At 61.3% G+C, this 20,222-nt stretch carries 25 protein-coding genes; 7 read left to right on the plus strand and 18 right to left on the minus strand.

Annotation, left to right across the window (positions count from 1 at the left end):
• Positions 1-87: 87 nt before the first annotated feature.
• From IVA75_RS25400 to IVA75_RS25410, 3 genes are all read right to left on the minus strand, one after another.
• Positions 88-702, minus strand: coding sequence for a hypothetical protein (locus IVA75_RS25400; protein WP_247289380.1), 615 nt, complete (start codon positions 700-702; stop codon positions 88-90).
• Positions 703-764: 62 nt separating this feature from the next.
• Positions 765-935, minus strand: a complete 171-nt coding sequence (locus tag IVA75_RS25405) for a hypothetical protein (RefSeq protein WP_247289382.1) — start codon at positions 933-935, stop codon at positions 765-767.
• A gap of 208 nt (positions 936-1,143) precedes the next feature.
• Entirely contained in the window at positions 1,144-1,359 is a 216-nt protein-coding gene (locus IVA75_RS25410) for a hypothetical protein (RefSeq protein ID WP_247289384.1), read from the minus strand.
• Between the two features lie 655 nt (positions 1,360-2,014).
• On the opposite strand from IVA75_RS25410, the gene IVA75_RS25415 reads away from it, so the two are divergent.
• Complete coding sequence (locus tag IVA75_RS25415; RefSeq protein ID WP_247289386.1) at positions 2,015-2,776, plus strand: phosphatidylserine/phosphatidylglycerophosphate/cardiolipin synthase family protein; 762 nt, start codon at positions 2,015-2,017, stop codon at positions 2,774-2,776.
• Positions 2,777-3,067: 291 nt separating this feature from the next.
• On the opposite strand, the gene IVA75_RS25420 is transcribed toward IVA75_RS25415, so the two are convergent.
• The 9 genes from IVA75_RS25420 to IVA75_RS25460 all read right to left on the minus strand — a co-directional run bounded on the left by IVA75_RS25420 (position 3,068) and on the right by IVA75_RS25460 (position 8,406).
• The gene (locus IVA75_RS25420) at positions 3,068-3,484 is read right to left on the minus strand and encodes a hypothetical protein (RefSeq protein ID WP_247289387.1); all 417 of its coding nucleotides are present in this window, start codon (positions 3,482-3,484) and stop codon (positions 3,068-3,070) included.
• 193 nt (positions 3,485-3,677) lie between these two features.
• Positions 3,678-4,163, minus strand: a complete 486-nt coding sequence (locus IVA75_RS25425) for a hypothetical protein (protein WP_247289389.1) — start codon at positions 4,161-4,163, stop codon at positions 3,678-3,680.
• 706 nt (positions 4,164-4,869) lie between these two features.
• A complete protein-coding gene (locus IVA75_RS25430) occupies positions 4,870-5,211 on the minus strand; it encodes a hypothetical protein (RefSeq protein WP_247289391.1) in 342 nt (113 codons plus the stop codon).
• Positions 5,208-5,504, minus strand: a complete 297-nt coding sequence (locus tag IVA75_RS25435) for a hypothetical protein (protein WP_247289393.1) — start codon at positions 5,502-5,504, stop codon at positions 5,208-5,210. The genes IVA75_RS25430 and IVA75_RS25435 overlap by 4 nt, the downstream gene beginning before the upstream one ends.
• Positions 5,501-5,668: a hypothetical protein gene (locus IVA75_RS25440; protein ID WP_247289395.1), complete on the minus strand. Its 168-nt coding sequence runs from the start codon at positions 5,666-5,668 to the stop codon at positions 5,501-5,503. Before IVA75_RS25440 ends, IVA75_RS25435 begins: the two co-directional genes overlap by 4 nt.
• Before the next feature lie 27 nt (positions 5,669-5,695).
• Positions 5,696-6,370: a hypothetical protein gene (locus IVA75_RS25445; protein WP_247289397.1), complete on the minus strand. Its 675-nt coding sequence runs from the start codon at positions 6,368-6,370 to the stop codon at positions 5,696-5,698.
• A gap of 50 nt (positions 6,371-6,420) precedes the next feature.
• Positions 6,421-6,633 (minus strand): hypothetical protein, encoded by a 213-nt coding sequence (locus IVA75_RS25450; RefSeq protein ID WP_247289398.1) that lies wholly within the window; start codon positions 6,631-6,633, stop codon positions 6,421-6,423.
• A 79-nt stretch (positions 6,634-6,712) separates the two neighbouring features.
• Complete coding sequence (locus IVA75_RS25455; protein WP_247289400.1) at positions 6,713-6,988, minus strand: hypothetical protein; 276 nt, start codon at positions 6,986-6,988, stop codon at positions 6,713-6,715.
• Positions 6,985-8,406, minus strand: coding sequence for a site-specific integrase (locus IVA75_RS25460; protein ID WP_247289402.1), 1,422 nt, complete (start codon positions 8,404-8,406; stop codon positions 6,985-6,987). Before IVA75_RS25460 ends, IVA75_RS25455 begins: the two co-directional genes overlap by 4 nt.
• 334 nt (positions 8,407-8,740) lie before the next feature.
• Between IVA75_RS25460 and IVA75_RS25465 the strand changes: the two genes are divergently transcribed.
• Complete coding sequence (locus tag IVA75_RS25465; protein WP_027567252.1) at positions 8,741-9,433, plus strand: hypothetical protein; 693 nt, start codon at positions 8,741-8,743, stop codon at positions 9,431-9,433.
• Positions 9,434-9,439: 6 nt separating this feature from the next.
• Here the strand turns inward: IVA75_RS25465 and IVA75_RS25470 are convergent, their stop codons facing one another.
• Together IVA75_RS25470 and IVA75_RS25475 are read right to left on the minus strand one after the other, a co-directional pair.
• Positions 9,440-10,240 (minus strand): tetratricopeptide repeat protein, encoded by an 801-nt coding sequence (locus IVA75_RS25470; RefSeq protein ID WP_249799462.1) that lies wholly within the window; start codon positions 10,238-10,240, stop codon positions 9,440-9,442.
• A 330-nt stretch (positions 10,241-10,570) separates the two neighbouring features.
• Positions 10,571-10,810 carry a hypothetical protein gene (locus IVA75_RS25475; RefSeq protein WP_007611067.1) on the minus strand — a complete coding sequence of 80 codons (240 nt, stop codon included), beginning with the start codon at positions 10,808-10,810 and terminating at the stop codon, positions 10,571-10,573.
• A gap of 331 nt (positions 10,811-11,141) precedes the next feature.
• Here IVA75_RS25475 and IVA75_RS25480 point away from each other — a divergent pair, with 331 nt between their 5' ends.
• From IVA75_RS25480 to IVA75_RS25490, 3 genes are all read left to right on the plus strand, one after another.
• Entirely contained in the window at positions 11,142-12,050 is a 909-nt protein-coding gene (locus IVA75_RS25480) for a dihydrodipicolinate synthase family protein (RefSeq protein ID WP_247289405.1), read from the plus strand.
• A gap of 146 nt (positions 12,051-12,196) precedes the next feature.
• A complete protein-coding gene (locus tag IVA75_RS25485; RefSeq protein ID WP_247289408.1) occupies positions 12,197-13,168 on the plus strand; it encodes an SDR family NAD(P)-dependent oxidoreductase in 972 nt (323 codons plus the stop codon).
• Positions 13,169-13,432: 264 nt separating this feature from the next.
• Positions 13,433-14,545 carry an alpha/beta hydrolase gene (locus tag IVA75_RS25490; RefSeq protein ID WP_027567248.1) on the plus strand — a complete coding sequence of 371 codons (1,113 nt, stop codon included), beginning with the start codon at positions 13,433-13,435 and terminating at the stop codon, positions 14,543-14,545.
• A gap of 10 nt (positions 14,546-14,555) precedes the next feature.
• Here IVA75_RS25490 and IVA75_RS25495 read toward each other — a convergent pair whose 3' ends face one another.
• Positions 14,556-15,062: a MarR family transcriptional regulator gene (locus tag IVA75_RS25495; RefSeq protein WP_027567247.1), complete on the minus strand. Its 507-nt coding sequence runs from the start codon at positions 15,060-15,062 to the stop codon at positions 14,556-14,558.
• 403 nt (positions 15,063-15,465) lie between these two features.
• On the opposite strand from IVA75_RS25495, the gene IVA75_RS25500 reads away from it, so the two are divergent.
• Positions 15,466-17,022, plus strand: a complete 1,557-nt coding sequence (locus IVA75_RS25500; protein WP_247289410.1) for a porin — start codon at positions 15,466-15,468, stop codon at positions 17,020-17,022.
• Positions 17,023-17,365: 343 nt separating this feature from the next.
• Here IVA75_RS25500 and IVA75_RS25505 read toward each other — a convergent pair whose 3' ends face one another.
• From IVA75_RS25505 to IVA75_RS25515, 3 genes are all read right to left on the minus strand, one after another.
• Positions 17,366-17,845 carry a GcrA family cell cycle regulator gene (locus tag IVA75_RS25505; RefSeq protein ID WP_027567245.1) on the minus strand — a complete coding sequence of 160 codons (480 nt, stop codon included), beginning with the start codon at positions 17,843-17,845 and terminating at the stop codon, positions 17,366-17,368.
• 72 nt (positions 17,846-17,917) lie between these two features.
• Positions 17,918-18,115, minus strand: a complete 198-nt coding sequence (locus IVA75_RS25510) for a hypothetical protein (RefSeq protein ID WP_007603456.1) — start codon at positions 18,113-18,115, stop codon at positions 17,918-17,920.
• A gap of 200 nt (positions 18,116-18,315) precedes the next feature.
• Complete coding sequence (locus IVA75_RS25515; protein WP_247289412.1) at positions 18,316-19,257, minus strand: acetamidase/formamidase family protein; 942 nt, start codon at positions 19,255-19,257, stop codon at positions 18,316-18,318.
• A gap of 183 nt (positions 19,258-19,440) precedes the next feature.
• Between IVA75_RS25515 and IVA75_RS25520 the strand changes: the two genes are divergently transcribed.
• Positions 19,441-20,190, plus strand: coding sequence for a YdcF family protein (locus IVA75_RS25520; RefSeq protein ID WP_247289414.1), 750 nt, complete (start codon positions 19,441-19,443; stop codon positions 20,188-20,190).
• Positions 20,191-20,222 lie beyond the last annotated feature (32 nt).

The raw sequence follows: 20,222 nt of genomic DNA on the forward strand, positions 1-20,222 counted from the left end.
CCCGAACCAAGTTCTGATTGCAAAAATCGCGGATTGTGCTAGGTAAAGGCCGCCAAGCTATTTACCGAGACGTCCGCGGCCCTGCGATCAGTCCTGATCCGGGGCCGTTTCGTTTGCTGCCAATTTTTCGAACACGGCGCGATGAAGGCGCGTGATCCGCTCGATTGCGGCGATACCTGCTGCCTTGTTGGGTTCAAAGATGAACACCGCCGAATTGTTCGTTCGCGGTCGATCGATCATCATCGTGACCGATCTGTCCCCGTGGAAGTCGACTACGATGTCCGCGGGGTTCTCGCCTTCCCAATCTGCAAAAGCGCTTGTGCGGATGCTACCGACTAGTCCGTCCAGCGCTGTACCTAGGTCATCGAACTTAGTGAGCCCTTTCACGAATTGGAATGCGGCCCGTGCGCTGTCCTCCGCGACCAGTTTTGACCGCAGCGGACTGTAAGTCGCGCTCGAAAGTTCAAATCGCCTGACCCGCTGCACGTGTGCCACGCGTGACTCGCCTCGGGGCGGATCGAACGCGAACCCGAGCAGCGTGTTGACGCGGTCGGTGTCGGTCATGACTACGCCGCCGTAGCGGCCGGGCGCGCCCTTCGAGACCAACTTGCCGGATTGAAGATCTCGAAAGTGGTCGGCGGCGGTGCCGGCGGCAAGCGATGTCAGTTCGGCGGCTGTTGCCTTGAGGAGACTGGCTTTCATGTTGCCGACAATAGCTGGTTAAATATTGAAAGTCAACATTTAGACTAATCCGAGCTGCCGGGCTACGACCAGAGTCGACGAGTAATGTTGAACAGCGCCGCCACCGGCACGCCGACCAAGATACCGACAGTGCCGTAGGCAACCATCAGCATTGTCGCCGACCATTGTCCCGAACTCGTCGCGAAGCCATAGAAGGTGCCCAATGCGCAGAGCGTGCCGGCGATCAAGAACACGTTGCGATCGTTGCGCGCCTCGACGTTATGGATGGGCGTTCGCCTTGGACCAAGCTTTGGAAGGCCGAAGGGATGCCGTGACCCGCAACTGGGGCATGCGGCCGCGTTCCCCGAGATTGGATGTGCGCAGTCGTGGCAATTGATTAGCTTTTTGATCGAGACCATTGTGGCCATCGTGAGTGTCGGGTCGCCGTCCCGCAAGCGAAGATCATTCCGCGCACATCGCCGGCAACTTCCGGCCGGGATAGCTCGCCAAGATCCGAATCTGATCCGCCGGAATCCCGAGCCCCATCAGAGACGTCATTAATTGGACGCGGCTTCCACCGCCGGCGAATGTCTCGATCGCGGCCTCGTACTGGTCGAGGTCGCCGAGAGTGCGCAGCGCAATGAACCCGGGATAGTTAGAACGGATCGTGTCGAGCATGGTGATGCAAGCCCCTGTTTTGATTCCCAGGGGCAAGGAACCACATTGGCGGCCGCGCGTCAAACAGAAATTCGGATTTACGGAATTTGTCAACATGCAGTGCTGCTGACACGATCGCAAAAGACGTCGGGCTGAGAATTCATTCGCAGACCCTGCGGGAAACATGGTATCAATTCATCTTTTGGATGTGGGAGAAGAATTTGCATGCTAAGAATCATTTCAAGTTTGGTCATCATCACCGTTTGTTTTACCGGTAGCGCTACCGCAGCTGATCTGCGTGCAAAACTAAAAGGGCGAATGTCATGCGTGGAGTTCTTCCCTGGAAAATACTACTGTCATCAGCAAGACATTAGTTTAAGCTGCGACAAGCCAGGATTTCCTCCGATCCCGCCGACTCCTCCGCTACCTACGCCAAGGGACTCTTTTGCAGTGCTCCTGCCACCGCCCGGCGCTAAATTTATTCTTGGCACGGGGTTCTGCAGAATTACAGAGCAACGAGGCGAATCGCACCTGAATCTGACTCAGTTCAATGAGAGACAGATGACGGTCGATTGGGGTTGCAAAGCTAGTGTTCAGAATGACGCGTTTGTCTACGGCTACTGCGACGCTAGGGCAGAGAAGCCTTGACGGCAAAACTTACGTGTTAAGAGGGGCTTTGAAAAATCCATTACGCAAAATGCCTGCTAACGCGCTTTACGCGCAGTTGGGTAGGATCATAGAGAGCACGCCCGCTCTGGCGCAGAAGTATCCGCCACCACTTACCGGGTACTTGCCCTTCGGAGCCATGGAGCACCAGTGGCTCGGACGCGCTGAAGCGTTGGTCAGTGAGGCGCTGGGTGCAGAGGGCGCTATCGAGTTCAAGTCAGCCTTAAACAACTCCGCCCAGTACCGGAATTGGTTCCCTGGCGAAGTGCAGCGTATCCTATATCGAGCCTTGGCCGTGGTCGAAATGGAGCTACCCGCGCCTGCTACCGGGGCCTTTATTCCGGCTGGCAATTCGTTCGATGCCCTCAAGGCTATTCAACGCATTTTTGAGTTAGCCCGGATCGATGTTCTGGTCGTTGATCCCTACATGGACGAAAAGATGCTGACCGAGTTTGCGCACTTCATTGGAGAAAACGTGCAAATCAGACTCCTGGCGGATGCGTCCGCCGTAAAAGCAGGCTTGGCTCCAGCAGTGAACGCGTGGCAGAAGCAGTACGGTGCATCGCGGCCGGTCGCAGCCAGGCTTGCGCCAAAGCGAAGTCTCCATGATCGCCTGATTGCGATTGATTCATCGAGGATCTGGACGGTCGGCCAATCGTTCAGAGACCTTGCCGCTCGCGCTCCAACGACTTTTGTCGAGGTCGACAAAGAGACGGCAGCGCTAAAGATGCAGTCCTACGCGGACACCTGGACTTCAGCGTCTCCCCTGTAAACCCCGGTTCTTTGAACGAAGGCTTGACGCAACGCTGTGTAAATCCGATGCGGTGCACGTGGTGAGTTGCTACCTGAGCGGCCGACAAGCTTAAAGCCGAGCGTTTGAAGGAAGAAGCTGAGGCGGCTGGATTCTCGATTCGAGTCCGCCGACTCCGGTTAAACTACAAAGGTGGACTTGCAGAGTTCATCCAAGGCGCCTACGAACAGAAAGAGGTTCGGCGCAAACATCGGAATGACGTCTGAGCCCGAGTTGAGTGAGCTGCTCTATGCCGCGCGACGATCGCTCTCGCTAATATGCGGCGCGACATACACATTCGCCGCACTGGCCGGCTAACGCGCCTGCAATAGAGCCACCCACAATGCCGCCCAGACGGCCCGCATCGCGGGCGATTTCCTCGCATTCGCCCTGGTCGCGAAATGCTCCTCTATCTTTGGCAGCCTTTACGAGCGGCAGTGCAGCCGCCATCACTGGGGCTGAAACAGTATTTGACCAACAAACGCCAGCGGCAACAAAACCACAAGCTGGTCCTCCTAATAACATCTCGCGCTTGGGCTCGATGCAGACGGTTATCTTCTGATCGTCCAGCTCGATGGCTTGACAAGGAAGCGTTCTCACCGACGTGCCGCCAATCTGCGTTTGCTGTGCATATGCTGAGGCCGCGGTGAGCGTGCTGAGAAACAAAATCAGTTGAGCCAAACGATGCATGAGAAGCTCCTGTAGAAGTGTCAGGTCTAACGGGCGGAACCGGTACCCAGCTATAAAATGGGGGAATAGCAGGCGCACGGTGCTCCTACAAAAGCGGGCGCAAGTGCAAAAACTCCCAAAGGGGGAGCAAAGCAGCGGCGGCCCGTTCTATCTGTATAACTCGTCGGAGCACCTGCAACAGGCGCCGCTGTCGTCACAAGAAGCGCAACGCCGTCTCCAGTTGCGTCTTCAGATTATTTCTGAAGGCTACATACGCGCCATAGCTCTGAGGATCTTCTCCGTGCGCGCCTCCAGAGCAATTTTCGTGCAGACCGTTGATTAAGGAGTCGTACTGACCCAGGCCAGAATTGAGCTGTTGAATTGCGGCCTCTGTCTTGCCCGTCGCCAAGGACGTTCTTGCTTGGCTGAATGCATTCACGGCCGTGTGACCATGCACCTGCAACGCGCCCCAGCTCTCTGGGGGCCTGCCGTGGCTACCACCTGAGCATCCTTCGCTCATCGAGCCCATCTGACTTTGGATCGCCGGGATTGCCTCTCCCAGTATCTTGTCCACGACGACCTTGGCGTCGGCAGCGGAGGCCATGTTGGCGACCGGAGTAAAAAGCAGAATCCCATAAACAATCGCGGCAGTTTTAGACCGGAGCGAGCGAGCGACTGAGTTTTTGAAGTAGGACATCATCGAGGTATCCTCCTAGACTATGATTTCCTCATAGAACCGCCAGCCCAGGCTGGAGAACTTAGGAGCGAATTCTCAATCCAAAAACTAATAGGTTAGGGCTGACGGCAGCGACAATTTCCTAAGGGAATAATATCGCGATTACGACCTTGAGTAAATTGCTGATTTAAATGGATACATTAACTTTATAAAACCCATTCACTAATACAGATCCAAGTTCCTCCTTTTATGCACGCTCATAGTTCCCGCCTTTTCTTGGCGCTCTGAACGATGCGAATGGTGTCCGCATAGCGAGCGGCCTTGTCCCGCGCCAATTCTTCGCGCAGTTGCAACACGGTGTCAGCGGATGCGCCCTGGCCGATAGCTGATCGAATGCTTTGTCGCGGATCTTTACCAGGCCGGCTTCATCGGCACCGCCGCGAACGCCGATCAGCAGAGCAGCTTCGAAGTTGAGGACGATCGTTTGGAGTTGGCTGGCCACTACACCAGCCTCACGTTCGCGGCCATTGGCTTTTCGGTGCGCTCGTTTAAGCCAATCTCGAAGCCAACGTGCTGCCCACTTCCAGCGCTCGCGTGCCGAGCGGAAGCGCCGAGGCATGGCAAAAGACATCGTCCGCGCGAAGGAAGCCGAACCCGCGTTCGCCGTTCCAATTCTTAACCAAGCCAATTTTCATCTCGTGTCCCCGTTGGGAAGCTGCCTGAACGCCGATCAGGCGAAGTCGCCGCCGGTCAGGTACTCAATGTCTGCGGTGAGTCCGAAGTTGCCGCCTGTGCGTTGCATCACCATGAGCGAGCCGGTCTGGTACTGAGTGGAAAGCACCGTCTTGACGGATCGATTGACGACATGCGGGCTCGCAGCAAGGGTGATCGTCCCGGTGCTGTACATCACGAATCCAACGTTGAACCCGATGTGCAGGTCGTTGCTAACGGTCACTGTGACGTTTGAGGTGTCGTCAGAACGAAAGATCTTCCCTTCGTCGTTGCGGGTGATGGTCAGATTCCCAGTGAACGGCACGATAAGACCGCGGTCGGTTGCGTAATTGTAGCTCACGGCTTGAATCCTTCGATCTGCTTGTTGGACAGTTCGACAGCGCGATCGTGCCAGTCGTTGACGATCAATCGCGGTGCAAATTCGATGTGCTGCAGCGCGCGAAGGGCGTCTTCCAACCCGTTGCGGGACTTGAAGTGCCAGGAGCGAATAGTTTCACCTTGCGCTACGTTCGCATTCGAAAGAGTGCGGTCGATCGCCGCGAGGCGTGCCCATGCCTCACGGAAGGCGTTGAGCGCTTCGACGTAGGCCGGGCCGGCGGCATCCCGCTCGGCTGTGAGCTGTTGCCGGTTCATCGCTCGGTCTGCCCCAAGGCGCGCGCGAGGTCGGCTGGGAGCGGCTTCTTGGTCGGCTCCGCCTGGCGCGGGTCACGCGTCGGCGTGATCTTGATGTCGACGACCGGCTGCAAGGCTTCGGTGACCTGCTTCGCCGCGCTGTCGGTGTTCAGTTTCTGGACCATTTTGGAGTTGTCCTTTCGGATTGAGAGTTACGCTGCGAGTTCGGATTCGATCGCGGCCTCGATGTGTCGCTGATCGGGCACGCTTTTGTTCAGGAAATCGCCGAGCGCGTGCACGTTCGGCAGCTCGGCCAGTTCGCGAGCCGCCTCGGACATGGCCGCGGTCGCATTGGCCAGGAGCCGCACCGCGTCTCGCTCCCCGTCTAGCTCGGCCGATTTGCCGGGGTGCACGAGGTCGATCGCCCGACCGCGGGCCGCCTCGACCGTCTCACGATCGCCGCCAACGAGTTCGGGGGCCTCAAGGATGGCCTGCAGATACAGCAGGGACATTGTCGGGATGGTCGCCCGCAGTTCCTTCGCCGACTTCGGCAAGCGATCGCGAACCTGGCCACGCAGAAACGCTCCCGCTGCATCGGTCTTGTCGATCGCGGGCAACTGGATATTGGCGCGCTTCTCGTCGATCCTGGCGCTGAGCCGCTGCACGGCCAGGTTCGCGCGGATCAGCTCATGCGCCTTCTTTTTCAGTTCGTCCCGGCCTTCTTTCGTCTTCCCCTGCGCGCTGAGATCGGCGTTGCCGCGAACTCTGGTTGAGGTGGCCAGAATATCGCGATGCAGTTTTGAGAGGCGGGAGAGTGAGCCGCGCACCGCGACGTCTGACACGCTGGCGGCCTGCGTTTCGATCGTAGCGAAATAGCGTTCATTCATTTTGGGTGTGACCTATGTTGTGGATTTGCTTGCGAGGTTAATTGTCAACATCAGGCCGCAATGGGCTGCCGACGCGCGGCGACGGAGCGCTCCCAAGCGGCAAGCTCTGCAAGGCGCCAAAAGCGGCGTTTGGCGATGTAGAGCGGGCGAGGGAAGTCGGAGTCGTCTTTCAGACGACGCTCGACCCACATATGGCTCACGCCGCCATAACGGGCGCGGAGCTGCGACGTGGGGATCAGGGCGTGGGGATCGTCAGCGGACATCGTGACCTCATGTGTTACGCACATAAGGGCACAGTCGGCGAGTAATGTAGCCAGCAGCTAAATGACGATTTTGCAGCAGTTAATTATCGTCTGGGCCACCTTCGAAATGACCAATGGGGCCGCGCCTGCGAGCGCGTCGCAACCAATCGCTCAGGCTTTGCTCTTGCACCTTGAACTCGTCGGCGGCCTTTGTCAGGGCTTCGGCGCGCGACATCCCCTCGCGCACTAGGATCCAATACCTGTTCGCTGCCGGCCAAGTCTTGTCGTATTTCCCGACCTGCAGCCATTCGTCGCCATTTAGAGGGTGCGGCACGATTATGTTTTGCGAGGGGCGTCCTGCGCGTCGCTTGGTCATGCCGGCTCCCTCTGGAACGCGATCACGTTGCTCGCCGTCCGGCCGTTCACCAGATCGTCGACATATCGAGCCCACGCCGTGAACGCCTGTGTTTTTTCCCGCAGGTATTTGTGGCGAGCGTAGACCTTGGCCACGCCACGGATGCTGCCGGACGAATGGTTGACGCAAGCCTCTGCGACCTCAATTGAGAATCCGAGCGCTTGCAGACCGGAATAAAAGGTCCGGCGCAGGTCATGGAGTGTCCAAGGCTCTATAGTCGCGTCCGGATCGGTATTGCGCAGTTCCGCAAGCATGGCCTCGTCAAAGCGCTTCTTTGCTTTCGACAATCCACTTATCGGCGTTTCGCCGGTCGTCGTGAAGAGAAGGCCCTTTCCCTTGATCGTCGGAAGGGATTTCAACAAGTCGGTGGCCTGTGGGCTCAGCGGGACGAGGTGTTCGCGCCCGTTTTTCGTTCGCTCTTTGGGGATTGTCCACAACGGCTCACACCAGCGTCCACCATCGTCGAGCACGATCTGAGTGCCGCGCAAGTCCAGTTCCGACCGAGGTAGCTCGCGCAGCTCATCCCGGCGCTGGCCGGTCAGGATCAAGGATTGTATGAGGCGCCCGAAAGGGTAGCCCTCGCGATCGGCTACTTTCCACGCTGCCACCAGTTCGGGCGCGCTCAGTTTGCGCTCACGCTCTGTTTCGTGGGCAAACGCGTCTAGCGACACGACCGGCGAGGACTCGCGCAGGTCGCGATCGACGCACCAGTCGAAAAAGGTTTTGAGCACCGTCAGCGTGCGGTTAGCTGTGACGCCGCGTCCGGAATCGACCAGGCCGTCGAGCAGCGTGATTGCATCATATTTGGTGAGTGAGGCCAGGGGGCGCCCCGACCATTTTCCAAGTACGCTGTTCCCCGATTTCACCCAATCGCCCGAGTTCTCCGGATCCGGCTTCAGGCCAAAATAGTGAGCGGTCAGCAGCCGGGTCGAGTCCCGCAGCCCTTGGCGCTTCCGCCCTTTGTACCGCTTAAGGAACTCGACCATGGCAGCGTCGATCGTGTCGTCCCGGACAGCTTCCCGCTTGGCCTCCGCCTTTTCCTGACGGCGCACATGCGTCGGGTCAATCCCGCGCCGGACGTCCTCCGCGGCGGCCGTGGCGAGCATCCTGGCTTGGCTGGGTGTCAGCGGATGACCGATTTGCGGCTGAGCCGGTGAGGGCGTGAGCGCCAGCGGCCCGAGGGTGAGCTTCTTGGGAGCGCGCTGCCCAGCTTGGTCGCATGCCACAGGTGACCGGAACCGAAACACCCACGATTTGAGGCCGGAGGGGTGCACCACCAGAAACAAGCCGGCCGCGCCGCCGTCGGATTTTTCGTATCGCACGGCGCGCGGCTTGAGCTGCTCGATCGCGAGGCTGGATAGCGCCCTAGTCTTAGCCATGCCGTTACCCCAAGGTGCTGCAGGGTAACGTCTCGATGGCGTTAGCGGCTGTTACCCTGCGTTGGTAACATGCCTTATAAAATCTTCAAAAGTCAATGAAAACAAAGCATTTTTTGCAGGTAAGACGTTCAGTCTGGTTACGCTACGTTACGGGATCACCTTCGTCTGGGAGACTAGGGGTCGGAGGTTCAAATCCTCTCGCTCCGACCATTTTGTTGGTAGACTCGGCTGAGTCCACGCGCGAAAGCATCGCGATACGCGCTTTGCCTGTCCGCGATGAGGCTCACGGTGCGCGCGCGGCGACAATGGGAGCACAGAAGTGCCCGACGAGCCGATGACCCTCAAGTTCCGCTGTCCGCCGGGTCTTGAAGACAAATTGCCGCCACCGGTCCCTGCGAGTTTAGGCCTGCCTGCCTGGCTGAAGGCGATGCCGACGCAGGCCTTCAACGCGATCAATCAGCGCGAGGAGGATACGGTCAAGCGGTGTCCTCCGGTCGTCGATGCCATGACGAGCGGCTTCCTGATCCCATTGATGTGCGATGTCAGGTTTGAGAACGGGGAAATTTCCTGGGACAATGACCTGCCAGCCGGTGGTGAGCTCGATTTCCCGCGCTCTCCCGTGGGATTTCACGACTCGAGTCAGGTCACGGGATCGCCGTTGTTCGAGCCGGACCGGCTTCTCATCAAGTTTCGTAACCCATGGCTGATCGAAGCGCCGGAAGGCTATTCGGTTCTGTTCATGCATCCGATCAATCGGTTCGATCTGCCCTTCACGACGCTCACCGGCCTCGTCGATTGCGATCGATATCGTGACAGTTGGATCCATTTCCCGGTGCACTGGCACGACGTGAATTTCAACGGCGTGCTGCAGAAAGGGACGCCGATCGCGCAATGCATGGCGGTGAAGCGGGAAACCTGGGTCGCTCAGACCGCACCACTGACCGCAGAGGAGATGCGGCGGGTGTTCGAGGTGACGAAGTCGGTCGCGCAGGAGCCTGGCGCCTATCGACGGCAGTTCCGTGCGTGAGCCGTATTACGGCACCTCGCCTTGCAGAAACTTCTTGAGCGAGCTCGGGCGGAAGAAGAAGCGGCCGTGCGATGAATGGGCAAGCGTGTAGGCGGCTTGTGCCAGCATTCGAGGGCGGCCTTGTAAGGCCGAACGAAGGCTCGCCTCGCCCGCTTCGCGCTCACCCAACTCGAATAGGCAAGCCGCGAGGTTGGCCCGTGCCATGGCATCGTCAGGGCGCAGCGCCAGCGCGAGCCGGTACATCTCTGCGGCTGCGGCATAATCACCGTCCTGGCGCAGCACGCGTGCAAGTAGGGTCGAGATATCAGGACGCCCAGGCGCGGCCCCGTGAGCCTTGACGAGAATCGCGCGCGCCTCACCGCGCGTATTGCGCTCGAGATACAGGCGCGCAAGATCCAGTTGCAGGTCGATGCTTTCCGGCGCGAGCGCGAGAGCGTTGCCGATCACCGCGATAGACTCATCGAGGCGCCGATCCTTGGCAAGCTGGCCGGCGAGTTCCTGGAACGCCGGCAGGAAAGGCGGGCGACGCGCCGCGGTCCGGCGCAATTGTTCGACGGCTTCCGTGCGACGTCCGGATTCGCCCAAGGCCGCGCCAAGCAGAGTTTCAATGCCCGGATCGCTCGTTCGGCGCGCCGCCTTGTCCAAGGGCAGGATGGCTTCCGCTGCGCGGTTCTGAGCGAGCAAGGCGCGGCCGAGAACCCATGTCGCGACGATATCGTTCCGGCTCATCTTCAAGACTTCGGCTGCAAGCCGCTCAGCCTCGGCGAAATTCTGCATCCGCAGCGCGAGCGTGGCGCGCTCGCGCAATTCGGCCTGTTGAGGTCCGCGGCTGGGGGGAAGAACAGGGCGCTTCGACACCGGGCTCGCAATCGACGACTATCGAGGCGCCAAGTATGGCCTCGGCTCCAACGTCGGGCAACCGCTATTCGCGTTCGCGCGCTGACGCCGGATGGGCGGCGTGCGCGTGTGATCATCTTGCGAGCAGTGGCTTAAGGGAAGATGTGATTGTCACAAAGCGCGCCGCCGCAATGGGGTCTGGCGCTGCCGATGCCCGCACGGAAAGACCAGTCGGCCTCCGGGGCGTTTCCTCGTTTTAGTCTTGGTCCGTCGTCTTGGTATCAGTAGTTTTGCGGGACCTTAGGCGTGGCCCTTGATCTCGTAGTGACCCGGCACGCATTTGTAGCGATCGAGCCGCCAGTTGGCGTGGTAGATCGGATGCTCGCCCATCCATTTCGCCAGGGGGGCCTGTGCGCCGATCGCACACTGCATCATCGACATCTCGGGCGTCATGTTGCTGTCGGTCACGATTTCCTCGATGCAACTGCCTGAGCTGGCTGCACTCAGCCGGCAGAGCACGGCAACGACGGTCACGAACATTCCAGTCACCTCATCGGTAGTTTCTGACCACGAAGAGGATGCAAGCGGAGTGCCAGAGCCTGTGACGCAAACAACACGCTGGCCTGGCCGACTCGACCCGGCGTCCGGACTCCATTTAGCGATTCGGATTGTAAAAAAATTGCCCCTAAACCGAAGCCGGGCAAATACGGGGAACCGGCAGGGCTGAGTCGCAGGGATGATCGATTGTGGGGGCAGCGCCGCGCCGGTGGCGCTTCACAGGCCGCGCGCAGCCGGTAGGCTCGGAGGGACCGTGGCCACCCGCCAAAAGAGCGGGGCCGCCACAAGGGATATGGAAACGCGAGGGCAGACCATGAAGGCACGACCGACCGGCGTAATTCCGCCGATGACGACGCCGTTCCGGAAGGATGGCGAGATCGACTACACTCTTGTGGCGCCCCAGGTCGACTGGATGATCGGCGCCGGCGCGCACGGCGTCGCAGCCGGCGGCTCGACCGGCGAGGGGCACACGCTCGATCACGAGGAATATCGCGACCTGATGGAAGCGACGGTCGCTGCGGTGAAGGGACGCATTCCCGTGATCGCCGGCATCATCGTCGATTCCACGCGCGATGCGATCCGCCGCGGCAAGCTGGTGCGTGACATGAATGTCGCCGCGCTCCAGGTCACGCCGGTGCATTACCTGTTCAAGCCGGACGACGAGGCGATGGTGGCGCATTTCCGCGCCATGGCTGATGAGACCGGCATGCCCATCATCATTTACAACGTGGTGCCGTGGTCGTATCTGTCGCCGGCGCTGCTGACGCGGATCATGACCGAGGTGCCGCTGGTGGTCGGCGTCAAGCAGAGCGCGGGCGACCTGAAGCTGTTCGCGGACCTCATGATGATGGCACCGGACAAGCTGATCTACAGCGCGGTCGATGCGCTGATGTATCCATCCTACACGTTGGGGGCGCATGGTTCGATCGCCGCGATCCTGACCGCGGCGCCGCATGCCTCCGTCGCGCTGTGGGATGCGGTGAAGGCGGGTGACCATCCGCGCGCGCTCGACCTGCACAAGAAGCTGCTGACGCTGTGGAACGCTGTGATCGCCGACAATCTGCCGGCCTGCACGCGCTATGCGCAGACGCTGCAGGGCCTGCCCAGGACTCATCCGCGCGCGCCGATGCCGGAGGCATCGCCCGTGCAGCAGGCGGCGATCCGCAAGGCGCTGGACGGGCTCGGCGCGTTGAACGGGCGGCGCGTCGAGGCGGCCGAATAGTCCGCGCGCCGAAATTCCTGATGAACATGGCAGCGCCGATCCGCTTTTACCTGCGGATGCGGCGCTGCTACATTTCGTGCGCGCTCCGATACGCGCGGCGCTAGCTGTGAAGAAACATACCGACAAGGGGAGGGGCCGAAAGTCCCATGAAGGATTTTGCAGGAAAGATCGCCGTCATCACCGGCGGTGGCACGGGAATGGGACGCGAGCTCGCGCGGCAGCTCGTCGCCGAGGGCTGCAATGTCGCGATGTGCGACGTCTCGGAAGCCGCGATGGCCGAGACCAAGCGGCTGTGCGAGGTCGAGAAGCTGCCGCAGGGCCTGCGCGTCACGACCCATGTCGCCGACGTCTCGATCGAGGATCATCTGAAGCGATTCCGCGACGAGCTTGCCGAGCAGCAGAAGACCGACCGGATCCATCTTCTGTTCAACAACGCCGGCATCGGTGGCGGCGGCAGCGTGTTCACCAACACCCGCGAGCAGTGGGAGCGCACCTTCAACATCTGCTGGGGCGGTGTCTATCTCGGCGTCCGCACCTTCCTGCCGATGCTGGTCGCAGCGGACGAGGCCCACATCGTCAACACCGCGAGCGTCAACGGCTTCTGGGCCTCGATCGGCATGGACCAGTCGCACACCGCCTACAGCTCGGCGAAGTTCGCCGTGAAGGGGTTTACCGAAGCGCTGATCAACGACCTCCGCCTGCACGCGCCGCATGTCAAATGCTCGGTGGTGATGCCCGGCCATATCGGCACATCGATCGTCTCCAATTCGCGCAAGGTGCAGAGCGCCGACGGTTCGGAGCGGCTCAATGCAGACGAGGTCGCGCTGACCCGCAAGCGCATGGTCGCGGCCGGTGTGCCGGATGCCGACAAGATGTCGGATGAGGACATCCAGGCGGTGTTCACCGAGCGCGCCCGCAGCTTTCTCGAGGATGCGCCGACGACGGCGGCGCAAGCCGCCAGGATCATCCTCGACGGGGTCAAGGCGGAGCAATGGCGCATTCTCGTGGGCGAGGATGCAAGGCGCCTTGACGAGCGCGTGCGCGCCACACCGGAGCAGGCCTACGACCGCGCCTTCTACGAAAGTTTTACGCAGGAGGTCGGTTGGCGGCTCGGCTGAAGCGGGCGCCGAGCGCGCGCGGATATAGGTATGATGCTCATCATGGCAAGAGGCGCGCAGGCAATTTCGCGTGCCACCTCTTGCCAGCCTTCTTGCAGGTGTTCGGTCACTCATGACGAACAGGAATGTCACGCATGCGACACGTCCTTGCGTTCAAGCGATGGTGATCTCCAACGGCTCTCATTCGGCGCACGGCAGCTTGGTCAGGGAACCAAAATAGTTTAGTCAGTCATGTGTAAGGCGATGACCAGAGCGTAGCTCCCGATGATACCCGCATGCCTCTCCGACGACTGGACCCTTTGCCCGGAGCGAGAGGACATCTCCGCTGAGTTCACGCGGCTCCTCACCGCGGCCCAGGAGGGCGGCGCCACGATCGCCGAATGCCTGATGATCGCGCGGCAGCTGAAGCGGGGCGAAGACCAGTCCTGGCATCGCGAGTGGAAGAATCTGGCGCAGGCCAATCGGCTTCGTGCCGAGGCCGCGTTCGCGGAAGGTCACAGGGCGACCGCGCAGCGCAACTGGCTCCGCGCCATGAATTACTACAGCGCGGCCGCGATGCCGCTCGATCAAGCGGACGAGCGCCGCTGGGTCGCGGTCCTCGCGATGCAGGATTGCGCCCGCCGCTTCCTCGCCGCGCGCGATCCGGCCGGCGAAGTCATGACGATACCCTGGCTCGACGGCCATTCGTTGCAGGGCTATTTCCTGCCCGCGCCGTCGGGACGCGTGCGAGCTCCGACCGTGATCTGCATCGGCGAGCCCGGCCACCGCAAGGAGGAGTTTCTGTTCAAGCTCGCGCCGCATGCGCGCGAGCGCGGCTTCTCGCTGCTGGCGCTGGACCTGTTCGGCGACCAGCGCGACGATCATCTCGACGCGCTGTTGCGGCGCCGGGATCTCGAGAGCGCGATTCCATGCGTGATGGACTATCTGGAGACGTGCAGCGAGCTCGATTTCGCACGTGTCGCGATCGTCGCCGATGGCTGGGGTTCTTCCTTCGTGGCGCGCGCGGTGCTGCAGGAGCCGCGGCTTGCCGCCGCCGTCTGCGATGGCGGCCTGTGGGACCTGCACGAGCGGGCCTTCTTTGCCAGCCGATTCGCGATGAGCGACGTCAGCATCGTTCCGGTGCCGCATGCGCCGCTGATGGCCTCCAGCGCCGACTGTCCCGTGCTGATCACGCTCGGCGAGGACGGTTGGCTCAAGGCCGATCGGGCGCGTCAGATCGTCCAGACGTCCCGGCTCGGCAGTTCGGATGTCATGTTGAAGGTATTCACCGCGGCCGAAACCGGCGCGGCGCAGGCCCATGCTGACAATCCGAGCCTTGCCAATGAATACATCTTCGACTGGCTCGAATCCCGGCTCGGCGCCGCGGGGCGCATTTAAGGAGGTCGCCTCAGAAGTCGAGGGTCAGGCGGACGCAGGCCTTTTCGAGACGGGTCTTCAGCATCGCGAGCTTGGTGGTGAATTCCGTCAGCTCTTTCTCGTCGAACTCCTGGAAGACGAATTCCTTGATCGTCTTGTACTGCTCGTTGAGGCTCGCCAGGTGCTTCTGCGTCTTCTCGGTCAGGGACAGCCGGACCACCCTTGCGTCGGTCGGCGACGGGCGACGGCGCAACAGGGCCTTCTTCTCGAGCAGCTTGGACTGTGTGGTGACGAACGACGGATCGACGTGGAGGAGTTTCGAGACGACGTTGACCGGAATGCCGTCGTCCTTGTCGAGGTCGGAGATCGCCATCAGGATCAGCCATTGCGGGCCGCTAATGCCGAGCGTTCTCGCCCAGAACTGACGCAGCTCCTCCAGATACATGTTGATCGACGATATCTCCCAGGTGAAGCGCCTGATGATATCCAGATTGCCGATGGAGCGGAGGCGCGCCCCTTCTTTCCTCGTCGCTGACACAGCGTCACTCCCGTGATCTGATTTGTATGCGGCCGGTGTCGTGCAAGCCATAGTCCACGCAAGCCTGCTCTGACGCAAGTGCAGAGCAGGGTAATTTTGTCAGTAAAACTACAAAGATGATCAGCTCATGGAATCGCTCAGCAATGGTGTTGCGAACGGGGCACAGGTTTAGCGAAACCATAAAGCTTACCAAATAAGGTATTTTGATTAGTGAACGGCGCAGGCATATTGCTTGTGACGGTGGGGGGTACTCGATCGTCCCGTTGCAGGTGGTTTGCTCACGTCCCTCGCGTGGAAAGAGGGTGTGTCCGAAAGCGCAAAGCGGCCGAGCGGATTTGAAAGACGGGGATTGGGGGGCCTCACGGTCCGGTCTTCGTAACATGAGCAACTTGGAGGTTTTAATATGAAAGTGGTGAAGAGCCTTTTGCTCGGCACTGCGGCGGGTCTGATCGCCGTCGGTGGAGCTCAGGCGGCTGATCTTCCGGTCAAGGCCAAGGCGGTCGAGTACGTGAAGGTCTGCTCGCTCTACGGCGCGGGTTTCTACTACATCCCGGGCAGCGACACCTGCATCAAGCTGGGCGGCTATCTGCGTGCCGAAGTGGCGCTCAATGCCGGCGGCAATTACAGCGCGCAGTACAACAACGTTTTCGCGGCCAACAACCGCCTGACGAACTATTATTCGATGCGCGCTCGTGAAGATCTCAACATCGACACGCGCACCGCGACCGAGTACGGCGTTGTCCGCACCTATTTCGATGCGGTCTTCACTTGGACGACCGGCAATTATGTCGGTGCCGGCTCAGGAACGGGTGCCACCCAGTACAGCAGCACGCTCGGCCTCAATGCCGCGGGCACTGGCCTGATCGGGTCCAGCGGCGGCGCCATCAACGGCACCGACGGCGGCATTTCGGGCGGCGCGCTCGGCGTCTACTACGCATTCATCCAGTTCGCTGGCTTCACCATGGGTAAGGCCGTGTCGCAGTTCGACGCGCCCTGGATCAATTATCCCGGCAACAACTTCGACCAGCTCGTGGGCGGCAGCGGCACCACCAACGGTGTTGCCCAGTTCACCTACACCGCCGATCTCGGCCAGGGCGTGACGGCGATCGTCTCGGCCCAGGACCAGACACAGGTGTTCCAGACCGCCCTCTGGAATACGGCCGGCATGTCCACCACCGGCGTCCTCGGCGGTGCCTACGGCTCCAACGATCTCGGCGGCACCCGCGCCCCCGATCTCGTCGGCACGCTCCGTGTCGACCAGGCCTGGGGCCTGTTCCAGGCCTCGGTCGCCGCGCACGACAACCACGTCGGCTATTACGGCGCCAGCGAAACTACCGGTCATCCTGAAGACAAGTGGGGCTGGGCGGTCCAGCTGGCTCTGTCAATCAAGAACATCCCGACCGGTGCAGGCGACCTGATCAACATCTCGGGCGTCTACACCGACGGCGCAAGCCGGTACAACTTCCAGGAGCTGGCGGCGACGAACTACTCAATGTTCGGCGGGTCGGGCGGCGCGTATCAGAGCATCGGCTTCGCCGGCGTGTCTGACGCGGTGTTCGCACCCGGCAGCGGCCTCGAGCTGACCAAGACCTACGGCTTCCGTGGTGCCTACACCCACAACTGGAGCCCGTACTGGAACTCGGCGCTCTATGGTGCGTGGGCTGCCGTTAATTACAGCGGCACGGCCAAGGGCATGATCTGCGGCAGCGCCGCGTTCGCGACCCTGACCGGCACCTGCAACCCGGACTTCAACATCGGCCAGATCGGTGTCATCACCCGCTGGACCCCGGTCAAGAACCTGACCTTCTCGGCTGACTTCACCTACAGCCACCTTGACCAGAAGTACTCGGGCGTGATCACGACGCCGGCGCTCACGAGCGTTGCCAAGCCTGCCGCAACCTATGAGCTGAAGGACCAGGACACCTACAGCCTGCTCGTTCGCGCCCAGCGCAACTGGTAAGCCTTGATCTTCGGACTTGGTCTTCGGACTGGGTCTTCGGATATGACGCAGCCCCGGCGGGACACCGCCGGGGCTTTTTACGAGCGGGGCCTTTTGCGAGATGGGCTTTCGGAAAATCCGGCGGCCCGTGCGGGCGACGAAGACGAGCCATGCGATTCGGTCGGCCCAAATTTATTTACTTACCTGAGTTACTAAGCTATATAGTTCTCAGCCGATGACGAAAGTTGCGGCTCTGACTTGATGCTAAACCTCCAGAAACCTCCGGCAATGCCCTGCCGGAGGTTTTTCGTTTTGGTCCATGGCTCCAGGACTTGGCTCCAGGACTTGGCTCTAAGACTTGGCTCTAGCCGCGCATGACGCGCGCGCGGGAATTCGGCCGGTAGGCGAGGCGGCTGTGGCCGGCGCAATAGGACTGGCCGTCGGGTGCGGAGTTGCCGCAGAAGCAGAAATCGTCGGCGCCGGGCGTCGAGATCGGCCAGCGGCAGCGGTTCTCGGCAAGCTCCAGCAGCGAGCAGCGATTGGCGTCGTCGATCGGACCGGCGACCATCGGCACACCGGTTTCCCCATAGATCGTGGCGAGCATCTCGTATTGCAGCCGCGGGACGGTCCGCGGCGCGCGCGCCGGCGCCAGGCCCCTGTCGTGAACCTTGCGATCGTCGACGGTCCGGCCGCGCGTCAGATTGAGGCGGGACAGCTTGCCGATCACGGCATTGCGACTGACGCCGATGTCGGCGGCGATCTCGCGGCAGGAGAGGCCAGCCTCGAAATGCTGCTTCAAAAGTTCAATTCGTTCGTCGGTCCAGGTGGGTGAGAGAACAGGCATTGGTGCGGTCCCAGGTTGCAGATGTCGGCCATCCGCCTCTCGAGATCCGTCCGCCTCACGTTCGGCGCGCGCTCACGTTCTGCCATTGTCGCGAATCGACAAAAGCCCGTCCTTGATGGCGAGACGGATGCCTTCCTCGATCAAGGTACGTGCGACGCCGGGAACGCTGGTGCCGTGGGTGCCCTGTCTCACCAGCTTCTCCAGATAGGTGATGGTCGAGAGCGCCAAGGTTACGGGAATGCGGTCAGTCTCGGCTTTTTCGGTGGCCATGCCTAAACGCTAGCCTCATACGCGGGTACATAAAAGTTACGATTAAGACTCTATTTAGGTTTGGCGGCGGAAGTCAAATGCAGGCTGCGACGCTCGGTCAGCTCGTTGGAATCGCGAGGGAAATCAGGCATGGCAGGACACGCCGCGCGAGAAGGCAGGCGGCGGCGTGGCCTAGAGAGGTCAGGAGAGGGCGGGTCGGCTCAGCCGTGCACGATCGCCTTTTCGATCATGCAATGGATGCCCTTGGAGCCGTTGACGGTCTGGGTCACCCGCAGATCGGCCGCCAGGCTGCACAGCGTATAGGCGTCCTCGCGGGACAAATTGCGCCTCTCGCCCAGCAGCACGATCATGTCGCGCAGCGCCCGCACCACGCACTGGTCGAGGTCGGGATCCATCGCCATGGTCATGTAATGCGTCTCCGTCTCGCCGCGGGGATAGTCGAGCCTGAGATCCTTGCGCAGCGTCAGACGGAAGCGGCCCTGGAGTGCGGTCTCGATCGCGGTGACGCAGACCTCGCCGTCGCCCTGCACGCCGTGGCCGTCACCGCAGGAGAACAGCGCGCCCGGGACGAACACGGGCAGGTACAGCGTCGCACCAGCGCCAAGCTCCTTGTTGTCGAGGTTGCCGCCCATGGCGCGAGGAACGAGCGAGGAGATGCGGCCCCAGGCCGGAGGCGGCGAAACGCCCATCACGCCGAAGAACGGCTTGAGCGGCAGGTCGAGCCCCCACGGCATGCGGGCGACCATCCGCGACCGGTCGAGCGGGATATTCAGGATGCGCGTCTCGTGGAAATCGTCGGGCAGGGTGCCGGACAGCGGCTTGATCATGTTCCAGCCCCAATCCTGCCGGAGCTGGACGTCGAGGATCTCGACCGCGAGCACGTCGCCGGGCTCGGCCCCCTCGACCGCGATCGGGCCGGTGAGGATGTGGCCAGGCAGCATGCGCTCGTTTTCGGCGTGAACCTTGTGCATCTCGGGCGGAATGTGAAACTTGCTGGGGTCGGGTAGCATGTCCGGACCGCCGCTGATGGTGTCGATCGTGACCTCGTCGCCGCTCGCGATGGTGAGGACGGGCTTGAGCGCGGCTTCGAAGAAGCCCCAATGACAGGTCTCGGGGCTGGAATGCAGGTGGTGATGGGTCATGTGGTATCCGTCCATTTCACAGGCCCGGGCTTGACCAGGCAATCGATCCTCTTCCAAGAAGCTTTCTGAAGATCGACGGGCGGGTCAAGCCCGCGCGCACCAGGCACGATCATTCCAGCGAGGCTCCCCCTGCTTTTTGTCCTGTCCAAGACCCTCGGCGCCGCGGTGCTGCCGATCAACTTCATGATCGAGCTTGGGATCGTCTCGGTCGTGCTGATGGCGACGCGCTTTGCCGCATTCGGCCGCAAGCTCGCCGCGGCCACGCTGATCCTGCTGGCGCTCGCCGCGTTTTCGCCGCTCGGCAACCTTTTGCTCTATCCGCTGGAGTCGCGTTTCCCGCCGTGGGATCCGTCGCGCGGCGCGCCCGACGGCATCATCGTGCTCGGCGGCTCGGTCGACACCGATCTGTCGGCGGCGCACCGCACGCCGGTCGTCGCACACGCGGCCGATCGCCTGTTTGCGCCGGCCGAGCTCGCGCGCCGCTATCCGAACACGCGCGTTGTTTTCACCGGGGGCACCGCGAACCTGGTTTCGACGGACTCCCGGGAGGCCGACTACTCCGCGCCGATCCTGGAAAATTTGGGCATCGCGAAGCAGCGCCTGATCCTCGAGCGGGACTCTCGCAACACCTACGAGAATGCCATCTTCACCAAACAATTGGTGGCGCCCAAGCCGGGCGAGCGCTGGCTCCTGGTCACCTCGGCCTTTCACATGCCGCGTTCGATGGGGATCTTTCGCAAGGCGGGATTTGACGTGGAAGCCTATCCCGTGGACTGGCGAATGGGCGGGCGTGACGATCTCTTCTCTTTCACCAATGTCGGCACGGACGGGCTCGGCCGAACCGAGGTCGCCGTGCGCGAATGGATCGGGCTCGTCGCCTACCGCCTGATGGGCCGGACTGGCGAGTTGCTCCCGGGACCGGCGAAGGACTAGAACCGTTCAAGAAGCAATAACAGCGCCGGTGC

The sequence above is a fragment of the Bradyrhizobium sp. 134 genome (genome assembly GCF_023074155.1).
Classification (GTDB): domain Bacteria; phylum Pseudomonadota; class Alphaproteobacteria; order Rhizobiales; family Xanthobacteraceae; genus Bradyrhizobium.